We start from the raw sequence: 18,132 nt of genomic DNA on the forward strand, positions 1-18,132 counted from the left end.
CGCCTGTGCCGACCCATAATTTCAGCATATAAATCCAGCCAGTAACTTTTATTTAACCGAAAACCAGTTTTATTCACCAGTTTATTAATTGTGTGAAGCATTTCGTAGACGTGAATTTGCTGGCTTAAAAATTATCCCCTTTTTGCGCGTTTTTTGCCCAGTCTGGCAACCTGTAGCTGATTGAAATGTCGCTTTTGCTGTGCGTAATATGATCTTTCGTTCGCCAGATTATAAGAAAACATTATGCAAGCAACCGCCACTACTCTCGACGGCCAGCAGGACCACGCGCCGGTCAACTCGCGCAATAAGGTCGTCGTCGCCTCGCTCATCGGCACCGCCATCGAGTTCTTTGACTTCTATATTTACGCCACCGCCGCGGTTATCGTTTTTCCGCACATCTTTTTCCCCCAGGGGGACCCGACCGCGGCGACGCTGCAGTCTCTCGCCACCTTTGCCATCGCCTTCGTGGCGCGGCCCATCGGCTCGGCGCTGTTTGGCCACTTCGGCGACCGCGTGGGGCGCAAGGTCACGCTGGTGGCCTCGCTGCTGACGATGGGGATCTCCACGGTAATTATCGGCCTGCTGCCGGGCTACGCCACCATCGGCATTTTCGCCCCGCTGCTGCTGGCGCTGGCGCGCTTCGGCCAGGGGCTGGGTCTGGGCGGCGAATGGGGCGGGGCGGCGCTGCTGGCGACCGAAAACGCCCCGCCGCGCAAACGCGCCCTGTACGGATCGTTCCCGCAGCTCGGCGCGCCAATCGGCTTCTTTTTCGCCAACGGCACTTTTCTGCTGCTCTCCTGGCTGCTGAGCGATGAACAGTTCATGACCTGGGGCTGGCGGGTGCCGTTTATCTTCTCGGCGGTGCTGGTGATTATCGGCCTGTACGTGCGCGTTTCGCTGCATGAAACGCCGGTGTTCGCCAAAGTGGCCGCGGCGAAAAAGCAGGTGAAGATCCCACTCGGCACCCTGCTGACGAAGCATATGCGCGTCACCATTCTCGGCACCTTTATTATGCTGGCGACCTATACTCTGTTTTATATTATGACCGTCTACTCCATGACCTTCAGCACCGCCGCCGCGCCGGTCGGGCTTGGCCTGCCGCGCAACGAGGTGCTGTGGATGCTGATGATGGCGGTGATTGGCTTCGGGGTGATGGTGCCGGTCGCGGGCCTGCTTGCCGACGCCTTCGGCCGCCGCAAGAGCATGGTGATTATCACCGTTCTGATTATCCTCTTTGCGCTGTTCGCCTTTAAGCCGCTGCTCGGCTCCGGCAGCCCGGCGCTGGTTTTCGCCTTTCTGCTGCTGGGCTTAAGCCTGATGGGGCTGACCTTCGGCCCAATGGGTGCCCTGCTGCCGGAGCTGTTTCCGACCGAGGTGCGCTACACCGGCGCGTCGTTCTCCTATAACGTTGCGTCCATTCTCGGCGCGTCGGTCGCGCCCTATATCGCCGCGTGGCTGCAGGGCAACTACGGCCTGCCGGCGGTGGGGATCTACCTGGCCTCAATGGCGACCCTGACGCTGATCGCGCTGCTGCTCACCCATGAGACGCGGCATAGGTCGCTGTAGCCCCCTTTGCCGCCGGACAGCGCCCCCGCTCTCCGGCGCGCAGGCTTACTTCTTCAGCTGCGACAGAATTACCCGGCACTGGTTGGCGTCGTCCTCCGACGGCGAAATCAGCGCCAGCAGCGCGGCGGCAGGGGTCACTAAGGTGGCCAGCGCCGCCGCCACCGCGCCGCGGGCGATCAGCGGCCCGGCCTTCACCCCGGCCCGGGGGTTCTTGAACGAGCCGCGCACGTAGAGCGGCGAGCGCAGGGTAATAATGCGTATTCCTTTACTCTCCGGATCGATAGTTAAATCCAGCTGCTCTGAAGCGAAACTCGCCGTGCCGGTGACGTTTACCAGCGCGTTTTCAGTATCGAAAGCAAAGATTTGCGGACGCGCCACCCCGTTGGCGATGTTGAGGTTCGCCGCCGCGCAGTTGACCCGCACCTCATCGTCGCCAAAGATCTGCCCGACGATAAAGTTGCCGACGTTCAGCCCGACGATCTCCATCAGGTTACGGCTGATCAGCCCGTCGTTCATCAGCAGCTTCAGGTTGCCGTTGCTGTTGCCAAGCAGCGCCGCCACCGAGTTACCGGCACCGCGCAGCTCGGCGTCGCCGTTCATTTCACCCAGGGTTTTCTGCATCAGCTCCACGTCCGGCATAAGCGCCTTCAGCTTCAGGCGGCGCGCCTGAATATCCGCCCGCCCCTGCATCGGCTTTTTATCCCCCTCCAGGTGAATATTCGCCTGAATGGTGCCCCCCGCAAGGCCAAACTTCAGCGGCTGCAGGCGCAAATCGGCATTTTTGAGGATGATATGGGTGGAGAGATCGCTGATCGGCAGGCTGCTGCCATGCTCGATGCGCCGCCCTTTAAAGCGCACATCGGCGTCCATCACGTCCCACTTGTCGGTTTCGAAGCGATCGTAGGGCAGCACTTTATCCGCGGGCTGTGCGCTCTTTTCCCCCTTACGCTGCCCGGAACGCCTGCTCTTTTCCGCACCTTTTCCGGAATCAACGCCAATCAGCGGCCCGAGATCGGCAAGACGCAGCTGCCGGGACTCCACCTCCCCCTCCAGCTTCGGCCGCGGCCTGCCGGTGGTATAGGTCAGCGAGCCGTGAATATCGCTGTCACCAATGCGCCCGTTAAAGCCGCGATAGTGATAGACCGACGACTTTTCACCATCGATCTTCGCCACCAGCCGACCGTCGGTTTCAAACGGCGGCGTATCCGGCAATAGCACCCCGGTCAGGTCATACAGTTCTCCCAGCGAGTTGCCGGAAAACTTCAGCCGCAGATCCACCCCGCCCATTTTCATCGGGTCGTTGACCACGCCGTTAAAGGCCACCCGGGTATTGCCCGAGCGGAAGTCGGCCTGCACCGGGAACGGCGTGCCTTCGCTGCGCAGCGCCAGCATACCGCCGATTTTGCCCGTTCCGCTGAGCGGCTCACCGTTGTAGCGCCCCTTAGCCCGCAGGCCAAACACATAATCCCCCACCGCCGATTTATCGTTTTTACCTTTGCTGCCCGTCACCTCGCTGAAGGGAAGCGGCTTACCCAGCGGATCGATGAAGATCTCGATGTTGGCTTTGCTGACCTTGTCGTCAATGGCCACCCGCCCGCGATCGAAGAGGATATTATCCAGCCGGAAGGACCAGGCGGAGGGTTTGGCGTTAGGATCTTTTTTCTCGTCGCCGGCCAGGTTAAAGGTCCAGTTGTTATTTTTCTCTGACAGGCGGATCAGCCGCGCGTCGGGCTGCACCAGCTTGATCCACGGCAGCCAGACGGTCCGGGACAGCAGCGCCAGCGGCGCGAGAGTGGCCTCAACCCGCGGCAGATGTACCATCGTCAACGCCGGGATCTCCGGCGGGTTGCCGAGAACCACATCCTCAGCGTGAACGTGCGGCCACGGCACCCAGCTGCGCCAGCCGGTCTCCTGCTTCTGGCGCTCCCACACCACCCCGAGATCGCCGCGAATGGCGAACGGCCGGTTAAGCTCGGCGGAGACCTTCTGGTTGATGGTCGGCTTGAGCCGGTTCCAGTCGAACGTCGCGATCAGTACGATAAGCACCACGATCAGCAACAAGAAGGTCCCTGAAATCACGGCGGTTATTTTTCCTGCTCTGGTCATATTCTGTTTCCCCACATCTTTCCTTGCCTGTCCTAAAGATAGTCCAGTCGGCGGAAAAGGCGCGGGACGGGGCCATCGGGCCTGCGGCTCCCGCCGGTGTCCGAAAACGGAGCGCGAAAAAATCAGCAGAGAACACGTACTGGCTCAAAAAAATAATGGAACGTTGTTTTAAGATAGTTGACCGCTAAACACCCACAGCGCACACTAGCGCTAAATTTTTCAGAGCAGGTTCACGACTATGTCCAAAAAGATTGCCGTGATTGGCGAATGCATGATTGAGCTGTCACAGAAAGGTGCTGACGTTAAGCGCGGATTCGGTGGCGATACGCTGAATACTTCCGTTTACATCGCCCGCCAGGCTGATGCCTCCGCGCTGTCCGTTCACTACGTCACGGCGCTGGGCACCGACAGCTTCAGCCAGCAGATGCTGGACGCATGGCACGGTGAAAACGTCGATACGTCCCTGACGCAGCGCATGGAAAACCGCCTGCCCGGGCTTTACTACATCGAAACCGACAGCACCGGCGAACGCACCTTCTACTACTGGCGCAACGAAGCGGCGGCGAAATTCTGGCTGGAGAGCGAGCAGTCGGCCTCCATCTGCGAAGCGCTGGCGACCTTTGACTACCTCTACCTGAGCGGCATCAGCCTCGCCATCCTCAGCCAGAGCAGCCGCGATAAGCTGCTCTCTCTGCTGCGCAAATGCCGCGCCAACGGCGGGAAGGTGATTTTTGACAATAACTACCGCCCGCGCCTGTGGGCAAGCCAGGAAGAGACGCAGCGGGTCTATCAGCAGATGCTGGAGTATACCGACATCGCCTTCCTGACCCTTGACGATGAAGACGCGCTGTGGGGAGCGAAGCCAGTTGAAGAGGTTATCGCGCGCACCCACGCGGCGGGCGTAGAGGAAGTGGTGGTCAAACGCGGCGCTGACTCCTGCCTGGTCTCCATCAAAGGCGAAGCGCTTATCGACGTTCCGGCGGTGAAGCTGCCGAAGGAAAAGGTGATCGACACCACCGCCGCGGGCGACTCCTTCAGCGCCGGCTATCTGGCCGTGCGCTTAACCGGCGGCAACGCCGCCGACGCGGCCAGACGCGGCCATCTCACCGCCAGCACGGTGATTCAGCACCGCGGGGCGATTATCCCGCGCGAGGCGATGCCGCAGTAATCCCTTTTCCCTCTCCCGCCGGGAGAGGGAGCTTTCCGCCGCTATTGCGACGGCGGCGTCGCGGTGCCCTCCTGACGCGCCGCCGCGGGCTTCACGATCGCATCCCACGACGCCTGCAGCGCCTGCATATTGAACTCCGGCTCGCCCGTGGGCTGCAGCAGAATCAGCGCCATCTCCTGGTTCAGCTGCTGACGCAGCTCCTGGTTGATCATCCCCGGCTTCAGGTCATTGAGGAAGTTCTGCCGCAGGCGCTGATACTGCTCCGGCGCGATATCCACCACCTGGTTTTGCAGCGAGCGCAGGCGCTGGCCCATCAGGATGCCGGTATCGGTGCGGGCGTAGGTGGCGAACAGCTTCTGCAGCTCAAGGTGCTTCCGGGTCAACAGCAGCTGGAACTCCTCCTCCGGCAGGCCGCCGTCGCGCACCCTGGCCAGCTCGCGCGCCACGATGCCCAGATTACCGTTCAGCTTGTCGTGGGGGGACTCAATATTGATGGCGCACTGGGCGCGCAGGTACAGTACCCGGCAGTCGAAGCCAAGGCCAATATCCTTAACGTTATTTTTATTCAGCGTCTGCTGCAGGTGCCAGAACAGCGCCTCACGGGCGAGATCCGCGCGCCAGTAGCGCTGCAGCGCGGCGGATTCGCGGATCGGCAGCCACGGCGTATCCCACATAATGGCGAGACGATCCTGACGCACCGCGTGGGTCATGATGCTAACCGCCTCCGCGCGCAGCGGGGAGAGCGTCGGCACCGGCATCGGGGTTTCGCGATTACCCTTCAGCTCGCCGAAGGTTTTATCGATCTGCTCGGCGACGGCGCGGGCGTCAAGATTGCCCACCACGATCAGGGTCATCGCATCCGGGGTATACCACTTCTGATAAAAATCATGGATTTCCTCTGCGTCCACCGGCGTCTTCAGCGGTTCAGCAGGATCGTGGCCCAGCAGGGCGGAGCCTTTCAGGCGATAGCGCCACCAGCCCTCTTTGGTGTCCACCGGCAGGGTGGCGACCATATCTTCACTCTTCAGCGCGTGGTCGACGGTTTCCGGCGTAATGGCGAGCTGGCCCATGCTGTTGGCCAGCCAGGCGAGCGACGCCTTTAGCAGGTCGCTACGGCTGTTGGGCAGGCTGAGGTTAAACTGCGTGGCGTCGTAAGAGACGATAACGGGCGGCAGGGGCCGCTGGGGATCGATGCCCTGCTGCCACAGGGAGCGCGCCTGGGCCACCTTAAGGCCGCCGCTCTGGGTCAGCGCAATGCGGGGGATAACGTAGCTAAATCCGCTCTGCTGTGTGTTCTCGGCGAGCGAACCGGTATTGATCAGCAGGCGTACTTCGATTCGATCGCTGGGCCGCTGGGGCGTCGCCAGCACCTGCCACTGCAAACCGTTCGCCAGCGTACCCTGTTGCCATGCCGGGTCAGGCTGGAGCGCATCGGCCTGCGCATAGCCGACGGCGGCCATCATCAGCAAACCGCCCGCTAAAAGTCGTATTTTTGTGCCCTGCATGTGAACCCCTGATCAACAATCCTGGTAATAAAAAGTTGGCCGCAGCCGGTCTGAATATGACGTTGAAAAACACTTCGTGTTAGACCGCGAGAACCGGTAAAAGTCACGCAGGAAGTGAAATAAACCCGCACCGCCGGGACGGCGGTTTCGGGAACAGGGGTCAATTATGCGCAAATGCCCGCAGTCCTGGAAGGGACTACGAGCATTTGCATGGCCGTCAGGAGATTATTTCGTGAGATTTGTCATCCGGCGAGCGATTATTTAGCACATCGTCCAGCTGTTTAGCGTCCAGCTCCTTCACCCACTTCGCCACCACGATGGTCGCCACGCCGTTGCCAATCAGGTTGGTCAGGGCGCGGGCCTCCGACATAAAGCGGTCAATGCCGAGGATCAGCGCCAGCCCCGCCACCGGCAGATGGCCAACGGCGGAGATGGTCGCTGCCAGCACGATAAAGCCGCTGCCGGTCACCCCGGCGGCCCCCTTCGAGGAGAGCAGCAGCACCACCAGCAGGGTGATCTGATGGAAAATATCCATATGGCTGTTGGTGGCCTGGGCGATAAATACCGCCGCCATCGTCAGATAAATCGAGGTGCCGTCGAGGTTAAACGAGTAGCCGGTGGGGATCACCAGCCCGACCACCGACTTACGGCAGCCCAGCTTTTCCATTTTGTCGATCATCCGCGGCAGCGCCGACTCGGAAGAGGAGGTGCCCAGCACGATCAGCAGCTCCTCACGGATATAGCGGATAAACTTAAAGATGCTGAAGCCGGTGGCGCGGGCAATGGAGCCGAGCACCAGCACCACGAACAGAATGCAGGTAATGTAGAAGCAGACGATCAGTTGCCCCAGCTGCAGCAGCGTGCCGACGCCGTACTTGCCGATAGTAAAGGCCATCGCGCCGAAGGCACCGATGGGGGCCAGCCGCATAATCATATTGATGATGCCGAAAATCACCTGCGAAAAGCTTTCAATAACGTTGAAAATCAGCTGTCCCTTGCTACCCAGGCGATGCAGGGCAAAGCCAAACAGCACGGCGAACAGCAGAACCTGCAGGATATTACCGCTGGCGAAGGCACCGATGACGCTGCCGGGGATCACATCCATCAGGAAGGCGACCATCCCCTGCTCTTTCGCCTGCTCGGCGTAAACCGCCACCGCCTGGGCATCCAGCGTGGACGGATCGACGTTCATTCCGGCACCCGGCTGGACGACGTTGACGATAATAATCCCGATGATCAGCGCAATGGTGCTCACCACCTCAAAGTAGAGCAGCGCCACCGCGCCGGTGCGGCCCACCGCCTTCATACTTTCCATTCCGGCGATGCCGGTAACCACGGTACAAAAGATGACGGGTGCAATGACCATCTTAATCAGCTTAACGAAAGCGTCGCCAAGCGGTTTCATCTGTGCGCCCAGTTCAGGATAGAAATGGCCAAGGAGAATACCAATAGCGATTGCCGTCAGAACCTGAAAATAGAGGCTTTTAAAAAGAGAGGTTTTCATAGGGTGTCCTTGGAGTAAAAACCACAGGCATTATAGGGTTTTGGTTCACCTGCGGTTTTAAAATAACACCCCACCAACACGACACAAATGCACGGGGATCCGGAGTGATACAAAAATGTTAAAAAATTTGAACTAGCTCGCACAAGTACGACCTTTTTAAAGTTTTGTAATCACTGCAGATAGCGCGCTTCGAAGCGTTCTGTCGGCACCGGAGGGGAAAAAAGGAAGCCCTGGGCAAGCTCCACCCCCGCCTGGGTCAGCCATTGGCGCTGTGCTTCGCTCTCCACGCCTTCGGCAACCATCTGCAGATTCAGGCTGCGCGCCAGCTGAATTATCGCCGTCGCCAGGCTGTTATCCTCCGGCAGCCCGTCGATAAACATCTTATCGATCTTCAGCACATCCACCGGCAGGGACTTCATATGCTGCAGCTGGCGCAGCCCCGCATAGCCCATGCCGAAATCATCCAGCGCAATGCGCACCCCGGCGTTGCGCAACGGGCGCAGGATCGCCACGGCGGCGTGCGGATCGTCGATGCGCCGGCTCTCCGTCACCTCCAGGGTCAGCGTTCCCGGCCTGATACGGTAGCGGCTGAGCAGCGCCAGCATCTCCGTTACCCTGTTCGGGTGCATCAACTGCAGAGCCGAGAGATTGACCGACAGCGGCAGCATAATGCCGCGCTCCTGCCAGGCGGCGAGCTGACGGCAGCTCTCCTCCAGCACCCAGTTGCCGACGGCGATCATCAGCCCGCAGGACTCAATGCGCTCAATCAGCCCTTCCGGCAGCGCCCACTCGCCGGAGGGCTGCTGCATACGCAGCAGCACCTCCGCGCCGACCACCCTGCCGCTGCGCATCTCCACCTGCGGCTGCAGCCAGAGGGCGAAACGATGCTCCTCCAGCGCGGTAAGAATATCGCTCTCTTCGGAGAGGCGACGCCGGGCGGCCTCCATCTGCGCCGGATCGTAGAACGCGATCTGATTTCGGCCCTTGCGCCGGGCGGTTGAGGCGGCGGAGAAGGCGCGTGCGTACAGCGCGTCGGCGCTCAGATCGCCGTAAAACATCGCCACCCCGATGCTGCAGGCGGGCAGCAGCTGAATGCCCTGCAGCGGCAGCCGCTCGTTAACCAGGGTGAGCACTTGCTGACCTAAGGTAACAGCCTGCCACGGCTCCTCCACCCCATGGGCGATAATCACAAACTCATAGCCGCTGACCTGGGCCAGCGCCATACGCGGCGACAGCACCGTCTTCAGCTTTTCCACCAGCGTCAGCAGCACGATTTCGCGCTGCGTTTCCTGCAGCACGCCCGCGGTATCGCGCAGGGTTTCGCAGGTGACCACCATCAGCGCGGTGGTCTGTCGCCGCGCCGCCACCTGCTCCAGCAGCCCCATTAAAAAGGCCTTGTTGGGGAGCCTGGAAACCGGATAGCGCATCGCGCCGGCGGTTTGCTCTTTGATCTGCCGCTGCAGCAGCTGCTGGTTGAGGTTATAGCTGCGCACCAGCAGACCTATCTCATCATCCTGATGCAGGCGCGGCAGCGGCAGCTGGTAGCCGATCAGCTCCTGCTGCGGGATGTCGTTCAGCGTGCGGGCGATTTTACGCAGCGGGTGGATAATCAGGCGGTTCACGCACCAGCTGATGGCGACCGTCAGCATCAGCGATAATAGTAAGTAAATCGTTACTAACGTGGAGAGGGTACTCATCACGAACTTGTACATACGATACGAGTCCGCCTGCAGCACCAGATAGGCCAGCGGCTGCGGGTTGGCCGGGCGTTCAAGGGAGTAGATTGGCAGCGAGATCTGCACCGGCAGTTCAAACAGGCGGGTAATCATCACCGGCACCGGACGCTCGGGGATAAAGCGCCTCCGCAGCGCCTGGAACTGGTTCGGCAATACCACATCGGCGCGGCTGACCACCCCGGCGGGCCGGATGCTGGCGAGGATCGCATCCGCTTCGGGAATATCGGCTTTCAGAATAGCCGCAGACAGAGGTTCACGCACGGAGCGCGCGATGCTCTCCAGCTGGGTCGCCGTGTTATAACGATTCTGTTGTACCAGATGAAACAGCAAAACGGTGCAGAAAATAAACACAAAGGCCAGGACAACGGCCGCGACCATTGCCATCTGCTTAATTGTTAACGAGCGGCTGACGCGCAAATTGTCTCTCCACAAAATCCCTCTCTGCCGTCTGAGTATACCCCATCGCAGCGGCAATGCGTGGCGGTATCTGAAAAGGACAGGTGCAGGTCCGGCGGCCGGTGCGGGAGGTCAGCGGCTGCGGCGGGAAATCCCCGTCTCCCCGGCGTCGCGGCGATACGGGTAGATCGTTTTGTGGCCGGGCTGGCAATCTTCACTGGCGGCTTTACGCGGAGGGGAAGGCTGAAATTAGGGAAAGTCTCAATTCAGACATATTACCGACAATCGTTGCGGAATCGGGAAGAGTGATTTTCCCCTCTCCCTTTCAGTTACGTGAGGCTGAGGAGCGCCCTGAGCTGCCAGCCTTCGGGGTCAGAGAGATCGTCCAGTATGGAGAAATGGGTGCTGCCGGGCAGATGTATCAGGGCGACCCCTTCACCCGCGTCTTCGCACGCAAGCGCATACTCCGTTGACTGCTGGCGCAGCCCCGTCAGCTCACTGGCACCCACGGTAATCAGCGTCGGCGCGCCTTTCCCGATATGTCGTATCGGGCTGTAGTTTTCAATCTCCTGTGAAGTCAGGTTTAACGTATCCTGAAGCCAGCACAATCCGATAGGTTCAAGATCCACCAGCGCGCTGATGGCGTGAACTTTCGCTGCCGCAGGATGCGCACGGTGCATAAGCGCTAAATGTCCGCCTGCGGAGTGTCCTCCCAGATATAAAGGGTGTTCCGCGATACCCAGCCCGTCCCGATCGGCGGCCAGACGATCGATAAGTTTTCCCGTCTGCGCCACAATTTCTGTCATTGAGGCTTCCGGAGCCAGGGTATATTCAGCGAGGACGATATTAATATTGTGTTTTAGAAAGGCATCGGCAATAAAGGCGAAATCTTCTTTGACGCAGTTGCTCCAGTAACCCCCGTGAATGAATACATAGGTCGCTACAGCGGCCTGTCCGCATGAAACAAAATCGTAGCGCTCACGTTCTTTTGTGCCATAGGGTATATTTCGCTGCCACGGATGAGCGGCATAGGTCTGACAGCTTCTCTTCCGCAGCTGGCTCAGTAATTCAGGGAAGTTACTGACCGCCTTCGTATTATTATACGCCGCGTCAAGTTCGCTGCGATCCATACCTTTATATATGATCTTTTTCATTGAAAATCCCTCTTTACGTCATGAACGACGTTTTAGCTTATAGCCATAAACGGCAGTAGTAAATTTGTGTTCCGGCCTGAGGGTGCTTTATTCTGCCCGCCTTGTGGCAGCCAGGGTTATTCGTACGGGTTTGCTATTGGCGCGGTTAGAGCAGCATAGTCAGCAGCACCAGACACAGCAGCAGGACATAGATTCGTGCGTGCCATCTGTCCGGAACCGCAGGGATCGCGCTACGGCTGAAAACTATCCCAACCCAGCCTGTCAGAACCAGCACGCCCAGAATTTTCAGGCTGATAAAGCCGATAAATCCGCCAGCCGGAATAGTGTGCCAACCGACGACGGCATAGGTTACGGCACCGCATAGCGCGACAGGGAGCGAAAGCGGGTTGGAGGCGCTGATGCAATCACGCATCGCATAGCCGTGACGCCGCAATAGCGGCACCGTCATCACGCTGCCGCCGACGCCCAGCAATGCCGCGACCATGCCGATCGTTATCCCGCCGCCGGTTACCCTGAAAAACGATAATCGACGCGGCGCGCTACCGCTGAAGAAACCTTTACGCAGCACACAATCGCTAATGGTCGCCAGCATATAAAGTATAAACAGTGTACGAACGAGTCCTTCACTCAATAAGCCCGCCAGACAGGAGCCGACGACGGCCCCGATGGCGATAAACCATAGCAATGGAAACAACGTCTGTGAGGACAGCCTGGCATCGCGCCAGTTTCGATAGCTGACCCAGCCCGCGTTGAATATCATCACCGCCGTTGAGGTGGCCACCGCAATATGCATGGCATTTCCTGCCAGCCCGGGCTGCCGTAGCATCAGTTGATACACAAAGGGCACCACGACGAAGCCGCCCCCAAAGCCAAACAGCACCGTGGTTATACCGGTAGTAAAACCTGCCAGCGCAATAATCGCGATATCGTACAAGAGAAACGCCCCCGACCTGAAAATGAGCCAGAAGCTTATACCGGAAGCCGCCGGCTTCCCATTTGCGCAGCGCTCATTTACCCTTGTAAATCGGTCAAACGGAGGCAGAAGTGCGCAACGTAAAAATTGATGATGTGGATCACCTTCATCGAGAGGTTGTGGCGTTAGGCAATGACTATGAGCAGGGATTTATTCTGCCGCAGCATCGGCATCGCCGGGCACAGCTGCTGTACGGTGCCACCGGATTGATGTATGTCTCAACCCATAGCGGAGAGTGGATTGTTCCGCCACAGCATGCCGTATGGATCCCACCCGAGACCTTGCACGCCGTCAGGTTTGTGGGAGTCACCACCCGCAGCTTGTATATCGAACCCAAATGCGCGGCGGATTCGGTTAAGCATCATCGCTGTGAAGTGATTGGCGTATCGCCCTTGTTACGTCAGTTATTGCTTGAGGCGGTGGATTTGCCGCCGCTGTATGAAAGCGCGCGCGATCGTGCGCTGATACAGTTGATATTACTGGAGCTGGCGGCCATGCCGGTTCGCGAATTCGATATTCCGCTACCGCAGCATCCGGCTTTGCGGGCGCTTTGCCAGGCATGTTTACTCGCCCCCTCTGTTCATGAACCGGCTGAGCGCTGGGCCAGGACGCTGTTTATGAGCGCCAGCACTTTTCGCCGTCACTTCCTGCAGCAGACCGGTATGACGTTTTCCGCCTGGCGTCAGCGGGCCTGCGTGGTCAAGGCGCTGGCGCTGCTGACGGAAGGTAAACCGGTGAATCAGGTGGCGCTGACGCTCGGCTACGACAACGCTTCATCCTTCGCCACGATGTTCCGCCGGGTAACAGGTCAGCCACCGTCTTATTATCACCCGGCTTGATCTCAACGGTATCGGGAATACTCCGCTATATGCGGAAAGCGGGCAGGGCTGTCTAAACGAAATAAAACAACTTACGCGCGCAGACCTGAATGCCTTGACCCACTCATGAATAATGATTCTCATTAACATGTGACGCTATATGATGTCTAATAGCCTTTTCGCTTTCATAGGATGTGAAATGGGCATTCAATTTTCAACATTGCGGCGCATTCCCGGTGGCGTTTGGATTATTGGTTTTGTCAGCCTGTTGATGGATATTTCTTCTGAAATGATCCACAGCCTCCTTCCACTATTTATGGCCACAGCTTTAGGAACACCAATAGTGATTATTGGACTTATTGAGGGGCTGGCTGAAGCTACTGCGCTGTGCGTCAAAGTATTTTCAGGCGTTATCAGTGATTACATTGGCAAGCGTAAAGGGCTCGCCATCCTTGGTTATGGTCTTGGTGCACTCAGCAAGCCGCTGTTTGCGCTGGCTTCAACATCAGGGATGATATTCAGCGCACGCATCATTGACCGCATTGGAAAAGGGATACGAGGTGCACCACGAGATGCACTTATTGCCGACGTTACGCCGCCCGGTATCCGGGGGGCGGCTTATGGCCTACGCCAAACGCTGGACACGATGGGAGCATTTCTTGGGCCGCTGCTGGCCGTAGGACTAATGCTGTTATGGAGCAACGATTTCCGCGCTGTTTACTGGGTTGCCGTCATACCTGCATTTCTGGCCGTAGCTCTGTTGTTTTTCGGATTACATGAACCACGCGCCCCCGTTTCTAAGGTCAGAACTAACCCAATTAAGAAGGAAAATCTCAAAAGGCTGGGCGTGGAGTGTTGGTGGGTTATAGGACTGGGCGGAGTATTTACTCTCGCCAGGTTCAGTGAAGCTTTCCTTGTTCTTAGGGCTCAGGAAGTTAATATCCCACTGGCTTTAATTCCCCTCGTGATGGTCGCCATGAATATGGTCTTTTCTTTTACAGCCTATCCATTCGGACGCTTATCAGACAGCATCAGCCACAGGCGCTTGCTTCAGATGGGGCTGATTGTGCTAATCGCGGCGGATTTAGTGCTCGCCCTCAGTAATAACTGGGGAGGCATTATAGCCGGTGTTGCGCTGTGGGGTGTACACATGGGAATGACTCAGGGCTTGCTGAATAGCATGATTGCCCGCACAGCACCAGACGATCTTCGCGGTACGGCGTTTGGCTTTTTCAGTTTGCTGAGCGGAGCGGGATTGCTGATTGCCAGCCTGGGCGCGGGGCTATTATGGGACCTCCGGGGTTCTGCTTCAACGTTCTTTGCGGGGGCGGTTATTTGTGTGTTGACGCTACTGCTGACTCACTTTGCCCCGGAAAAGACTGTACAGACCGCTCCCTGGCAATAAGACTTTCGCTTTAGGCTCCTTCACCTCATTCAACGCTAGCCGGGGGAGGTTTATTTCCCGGTTAGTGACTCACTGCCCGAGCCGGGGCAGGCTGACGCCCGGCAGCCACGGCTCGCGCGGCGCGCTCTGCTGCAAAAGCGGCACCCGGAGCGTGCCGCAGGCTGGCAGATGAACGATCTATTCTGTAGAATCTTGCCTCCTCGCGGTCAGCCCCGGTCATACCGCCCTCATTCAGCACCCGCGTTGATAATCCATTCGCCCGTTGCGCCAGAGGAACGGCTGCCGTCGGGTTTACCATCTTTCTGCGGGTCCTGGCGCTCCGGAAAAACATGACTAACAACCTTGAATACGCCGTTTAAAAAGCAACCTTTCGCCGATATCAGCCGGAACCGACCTGCGTCGACGCCGGCTGTTGCGCATCAGGGTTCAACGGCCTGGCACTATGGGCGATCCTTCGATCGCCTTTCAGGCAGAGGATTTTATGCAGGGCAATAACCTACACTCCAGCAACACCACCCGCGCGGCCGCCGCCGACAAGCTGCCGTTTACCCGCTACGACTTCGGCTGGGTGCTCCTGTGCATCGGCATGGCCATCGGTGCCGGAACGGTGCTGATGCCGGTACAGATCGGGCTGAAGGGCATTTGGGTATTTATTACCGCCTTTATTATTGCCTGGCCCGCCACCTGGATGGTGCAGGATATCTATTTAAAGACGCTCTCAGAGAGCGAAACCTGCGACAACTACACCGATATCATCAGCCACTATCTGGGGAAAAACTGGGGTATCTTCCTCGGCGTGGTCTATTTTTTAATGATCGTCCACGGCATCTTTATCTATTCCCTGTCGGTGGTGTTCGACAGCGCCTCGTATATTAAAACCTTTGGCCTCACCGACGCCGATCTGTCACAGTCTATAGTCTATAAGGCGGCTATCTTCGCCGTACTGGTGGCCATCGCCTCCGGCGGCGAAAAGCTGCTGTTCAAAATTTCCGGGCCAATGGTGGTGGTCAAGGTGGGCATCATCCTGGTCTTCGGCTTTGCGATGGTTCCGCACTGGAACTTCAATAACATCACCGCTTTCCCGCCGGTCGCCGTTTTCTTTCGCGACGTGCTGCTTACCGTGCCGTTCTGCTTCTTCTCGGCGGTGTTCGTTCAGGTGCTTAACCCGATGAATATCGCCTACCGTAAACGAGAGCCGGACCGCCTGCTGGCCACCCGGATGGCGGTCCGCACCCACCGCATCAGCTATATTACGCTGATTGCGATAATCCTCTTTTTCTCCTTCTCCTTTACCTTTTCAATCAGCCACGAAGAGGCGGTCTCCGCCTTCGAGCAGAATATCTCCGCCCTGGCGCTGGCCGCGCAGGTGATCCCCGGCAAAATTATTCATCTGACCTCGACGGTGCTGAATATTTTCGCCGTGCTGACCGCCTTCTTCGGGATCTATCTGGGGTTTCACGAGGCCCTTAAGGGCATTGTGCTAAACCTGCTGAAGCGGGTTATGGACCCGGAGAAAATCGATGCCCGGCTGCTGACCCTGGGGATCTGCGTCTTTATCGTTATTACGCTGGTGATTTGGGTGTCGTTCCGCGTCTCGGTGCTGGAGTTCTTCCAGCTGGGCAGCCCGCTGTACGGCATTGTGTCGTGCCTGATCCCTTTTTTCCTGATCTATAAGGTCAGGCAGCTGGAGAAACTGCGCGGCCTGAAGATCTGGCTGATTTTGCTGTACGGGATCCTGCTGTGCCTGTCGCCGCTGCTGACGTTGATGGGATAGGACCGGTCGCCGCGCCGGTCCCGATATGAGGGCTACGCCGGGCTTTTCTGCCGATTTTCATCCTCGTCCACCGCGAAGCAGGCCACCAGCTGGCCGTCGTACGACTTCAGCTGTGGCTGCAGCTGCGGGCAGGGTTGAAAACGGCGGCGGCAGCGGGCGTTGAAGGCGCAGCCCGGCGGCGGGTTGAGCGGGCTGGGCAGCTCGCCGGTCAGCTTGATGCGCTCCCGGCGCTCGTCCGGGCGCAGGCGCGGCGTGGCGGAGAGCAGCGCCTGGGTGTAAGGATGGCGCGGGTCAGTAAAGATCTGCGCTTTCGTCCCCTTCTCCACGCAGCGGCCCAGATACATCACCATTACCTCATCGGCGATGTGCTCCACCACCGACAGGTCGTGGGAAATAAAAACGTAGGACAGCCCCAGCTCCTGCTGCAGATCCATCATCAGGTTCAGCACCTGGGCGCGCACCGAGACGTCCAGCGCCGAAACAGGCTCGTCGGCGATCACCACGTCCGGATCGAGCATCAGCCCGCGGGCAATGGCGATGCGCTGCCGCTGGCCGCCGGAGAACATATGCGGATAGCGATCGTAATGTTCGGTTTTCAGGCCCACCTTCGCCATCATCGCCAGCGCCTTCTCCCGGCGCTCCGCTCTGCTCAGGCCGCTGTTAATCAGCAGCGGCTCCTCCAGAATCTGCCCCACCTTTTTACGCGGGTTCAGCGAGCCGTACGGGTTCTGGAAAACGATCTGAATCTTCTGCCGACGCAGCTTCTGCGCCTGCGGGTCGGGCTTCAGCAGATCCTGGCCCTGATAGTACAGCTCGCCGCCGGTCGGGACTTCGATCATCGTCAGCAGGCGGCCGAGCGTGGATTTACCGCAGCCCGACTCCCCCACCACCGCCAGGGTTTTACCCCGCTCCAGGGTGAATGAAACGCCGTCCAGCGCCTTCACCAGCCGCTCTGACGAGAACGGCCCCTGCCTCACCGGATAGTGTTTTTTCAGATCGATAGCCTGCAACAGCGGTTGTGGCATGGCGGCCTCGTGTGCGCTCATCGTGTGGGCCTCCCGGCATCATCAAGTGGGTAGTGACATTTTGACCGGCGGCCCTCCTCCAGCGGGTTCAGCGCTGGCTCCTCGCTGCGGCAGCGCCCGGTGGCATAGGGGCAGCGCGGATTCAGCAGGCAGCCGGCCGGTCGATCGTATTTCCCCGGCACCACGCCCGGCAGCGAGGCCAGCCGCGCTTTGGCCTGGGCGAACTCCGGCAGCGCCCGCAGCAGCGCCTGAGTATAGGGGTGACGCGGGGCGCGGAAGATATCGCCCGCGCCGCCGGTTTCCACCACCTGCCCGGCGTACATCACGATGATCTTATGCGCCGCTCCGGCCACCAGCGCCAGGTCATGGGTGATCAGCACCAGCGCCATATTCTCCTTCTGCTGCAGGGCCAGCAGCAGCTCGATAATCTGCGCCTGGATGGTGACGTCCAGCGCCGTCGTCGGCTCATCGGCGATCAGCAGCTTCGGGCGGCAGGCGATGGCCATGGCGATCATCACCCGCTGGCTCATCCCGCCGGAGAGCTGATGCGGATAGACGTCAAGGCGCGAGGCCGCATCGGGAATGCCCACCTGGTTGAGCAGGTCGATGGCCCGCTGGCGGCGGGTCTGCCTGTTGCCGCCCTGGTGCACCTTAATGGCCTCCATAATCTGAAAGCCAACGGTGTAGCAGGGGTTCAGGCTGGTCATCGGGTCCTGGAAGATCATCGCCACTTCGGCACCCACCAGCTGGCGGCGCGCTTTTTCAGAGATGCGCTGCAGATCCTGGCCGTTGAACGCCAGCCGGTCCGCCATCACCCGCCCCGGATAGTCAATTAGCCCCATAATCGCCAGCGAGCTGACCGATTTGCCGGAGCCGGACTCGCCGACGATGCCGATCACCTCTCCCTGGTCCACGCTGTAGCTAATGCGGTCTACGGCGCGAAACGGTGCCGCTTCGTCGCCGAAGTGCACCGATAATTGATCGATGTTTAATAACGCCATC

Annotated in this window: 13 protein-coding genes; 5 read left to right on the plus strand and 8 right to left on the minus strand. The window is 59.0% G+C overall.

Features of this window, described 5'->3' with window-relative positions:
- The first annotated feature begins 243 nt into the window (after window positions 1-243).
- Window positions 244-1,566: an MFS transporter gene (locus GJV78_RS04105; protein WP_155107136.1), complete on the plus strand. Its 1,323-nt coding sequence runs from the start codon at window positions 244-246 to the stop codon at window positions 1,564-1,566.
- Between the two features lie 45 nt (window positions 1,567-1,611).
- Here GJV78_RS04105 and GJV78_RS04110 read toward each other — a convergent pair whose 3' ends face one another.
- Window positions 1,612-3,672, minus strand: coding sequence for an AsmA family protein (locus GJV78_RS04110; protein ID WP_155107137.1), 2,061 nt, complete (start codon window positions 3,670-3,672; stop codon window positions 1,612-1,614).
- Between the two features lie 238 nt (window positions 3,673-3,910).
- Here GJV78_RS04110 and kdgK point away from each other — a divergent pair, with 238 nt between their 5' ends.
- On the plus strand, window positions 3,911-4,840 hold the full coding sequence (gene kdgK / locus GJV78_RS04115; protein ID WP_155107138.1) for a 2-dehydro-3-deoxygluconokinase: 930 nt from the start codon (window positions 3,911-3,913) through the stop codon (window positions 4,838-4,840).
- Window positions 4,841-4,881: 41 nt separating this feature from the next.
- Here the strand turns inward: kdgK and GJV78_RS04120 are convergent, their stop codons facing one another.
- The 5 genes from GJV78_RS04120 to GJV78_RS04140 form a co-directional block, all read right to left on the minus strand.
- The gene (locus GJV78_RS04120; protein WP_155107139.1) at window positions 4,882-6,345 is read right to left on the minus strand and encodes a M16 family metallopeptidase; all 1,464 of its coding nucleotides are present in this window, start codon (window positions 6,343-6,345) and stop codon (window positions 4,882-4,884) included.
- A gap of 217 nt (window positions 6,346-6,562) precedes the next feature.
- On the minus strand, window positions 6,563-7,849 hold the full coding sequence (locus GJV78_RS04125; RefSeq protein WP_155107140.1) for a dicarboxylate/amino acid:cation symporter: 1,287 nt from the start codon (window positions 7,847-7,849) through the stop codon (window positions 6,563-6,565).
- Window positions 7,850-8,019: 170 nt separating this feature from the next.
- Window positions 8,020-10,002: a biofilm formation regulator HmsP gene (gene hmsP / locus GJV78_RS04130; RefSeq protein ID WP_155107269.1), complete on the minus strand. Its 1,983-nt coding sequence runs from the start codon at window positions 10,000-10,002 to the stop codon at window positions 8,020-8,022.
- A gap of 308 nt (window positions 10,003-10,310) precedes the next feature.
- Window positions 10,311-11,135, minus strand: a complete 825-nt coding sequence (locus GJV78_RS04135) for an alpha/beta hydrolase (RefSeq protein WP_209439229.1) — start codon at window positions 11,133-11,135, stop codon at window positions 10,311-10,313.
- A gap of 145 nt (window positions 11,136-11,280) precedes the next feature.
- Complete coding sequence (locus GJV78_RS04140) at window positions 11,281-12,069, minus strand: sulfite exporter TauE/SafE family protein (RefSeq protein ID WP_155107141.1); 789 nt, start codon at window positions 12,067-12,069, stop codon at window positions 11,281-11,283.
- A 110-nt stretch (window positions 12,070-12,179) separates the two neighbouring features.
- Here GJV78_RS04140 and GJV78_RS04145 point away from each other — a divergent pair, with 110 nt between their 5' ends.
- The 3 genes from GJV78_RS04145 to GJV78_RS04155 all read left to right on the plus strand — a co-directional run bounded on the left by GJV78_RS04145 (window position 12,180) and on the right by GJV78_RS04155 (window position 16,105).
- Window positions 12,180-12,947, plus strand: a complete 768-nt coding sequence (locus GJV78_RS04145) for an AraC family transcriptional regulator (RefSeq protein ID WP_167519367.1) — start codon at window positions 12,180-12,182, stop codon at window positions 12,945-12,947.
- Window positions 12,948-13,125: 178 nt separating this feature from the next.
- Entirely contained in the window at window positions 13,126-14,331 is a 1,206-nt protein-coding gene (locus GJV78_RS04150) for an MFS transporter (protein WP_155107142.1), read from the plus strand.
- A gap of 481 nt (window positions 14,332-14,812) precedes the next feature.
- Complete coding sequence (locus GJV78_RS04155) at window positions 14,813-16,105, plus strand: aromatic amino acid transport family protein (RefSeq protein WP_155107272.1); 1,293 nt, start codon at window positions 14,813-14,815, stop codon at window positions 16,103-16,105.
- 32 nt (window positions 16,106-16,137) lie between these two features.
- Here GJV78_RS04155 and dppF read toward each other — a convergent pair whose 3' ends face one another.
- Both dppF and dppD read right to left on the minus strand, forming a co-directional pair.
- Window positions 16,138-17,151 (minus strand): dipeptide ABC transporter ATP-binding subunit DppF, encoded by a 1,014-nt coding sequence (dppF, locus tag GJV78_RS04160; protein ID WP_155107143.1) that lies wholly within the window; start codon window positions 17,149-17,151, stop codon window positions 16,138-16,140.
- Window positions 17,148-18,131, minus strand: a complete 984-nt coding sequence (gene dppD / locus GJV78_RS04165) for a dipeptide ABC transporter ATP-binding protein (protein ID WP_155107144.1) — start codon at window positions 18,129-18,131, stop codon at window positions 17,148-17,150. The genes dppF and dppD overlap by 4 nt, the downstream gene beginning before the upstream one ends.
- Window position 18,132 lies beyond the last annotated feature (1 nt).

The sequence above is a fragment of the Intestinirhabdus alba genome, from assembly GCF_009711095.1.
In the GTDB taxonomy this organism is placed as follows: Bacteria; Pseudomonadota; Gammaproteobacteria; order Enterobacterales; family Enterobacteriaceae; genus Intestinirhabdus; species Intestinirhabdus alba.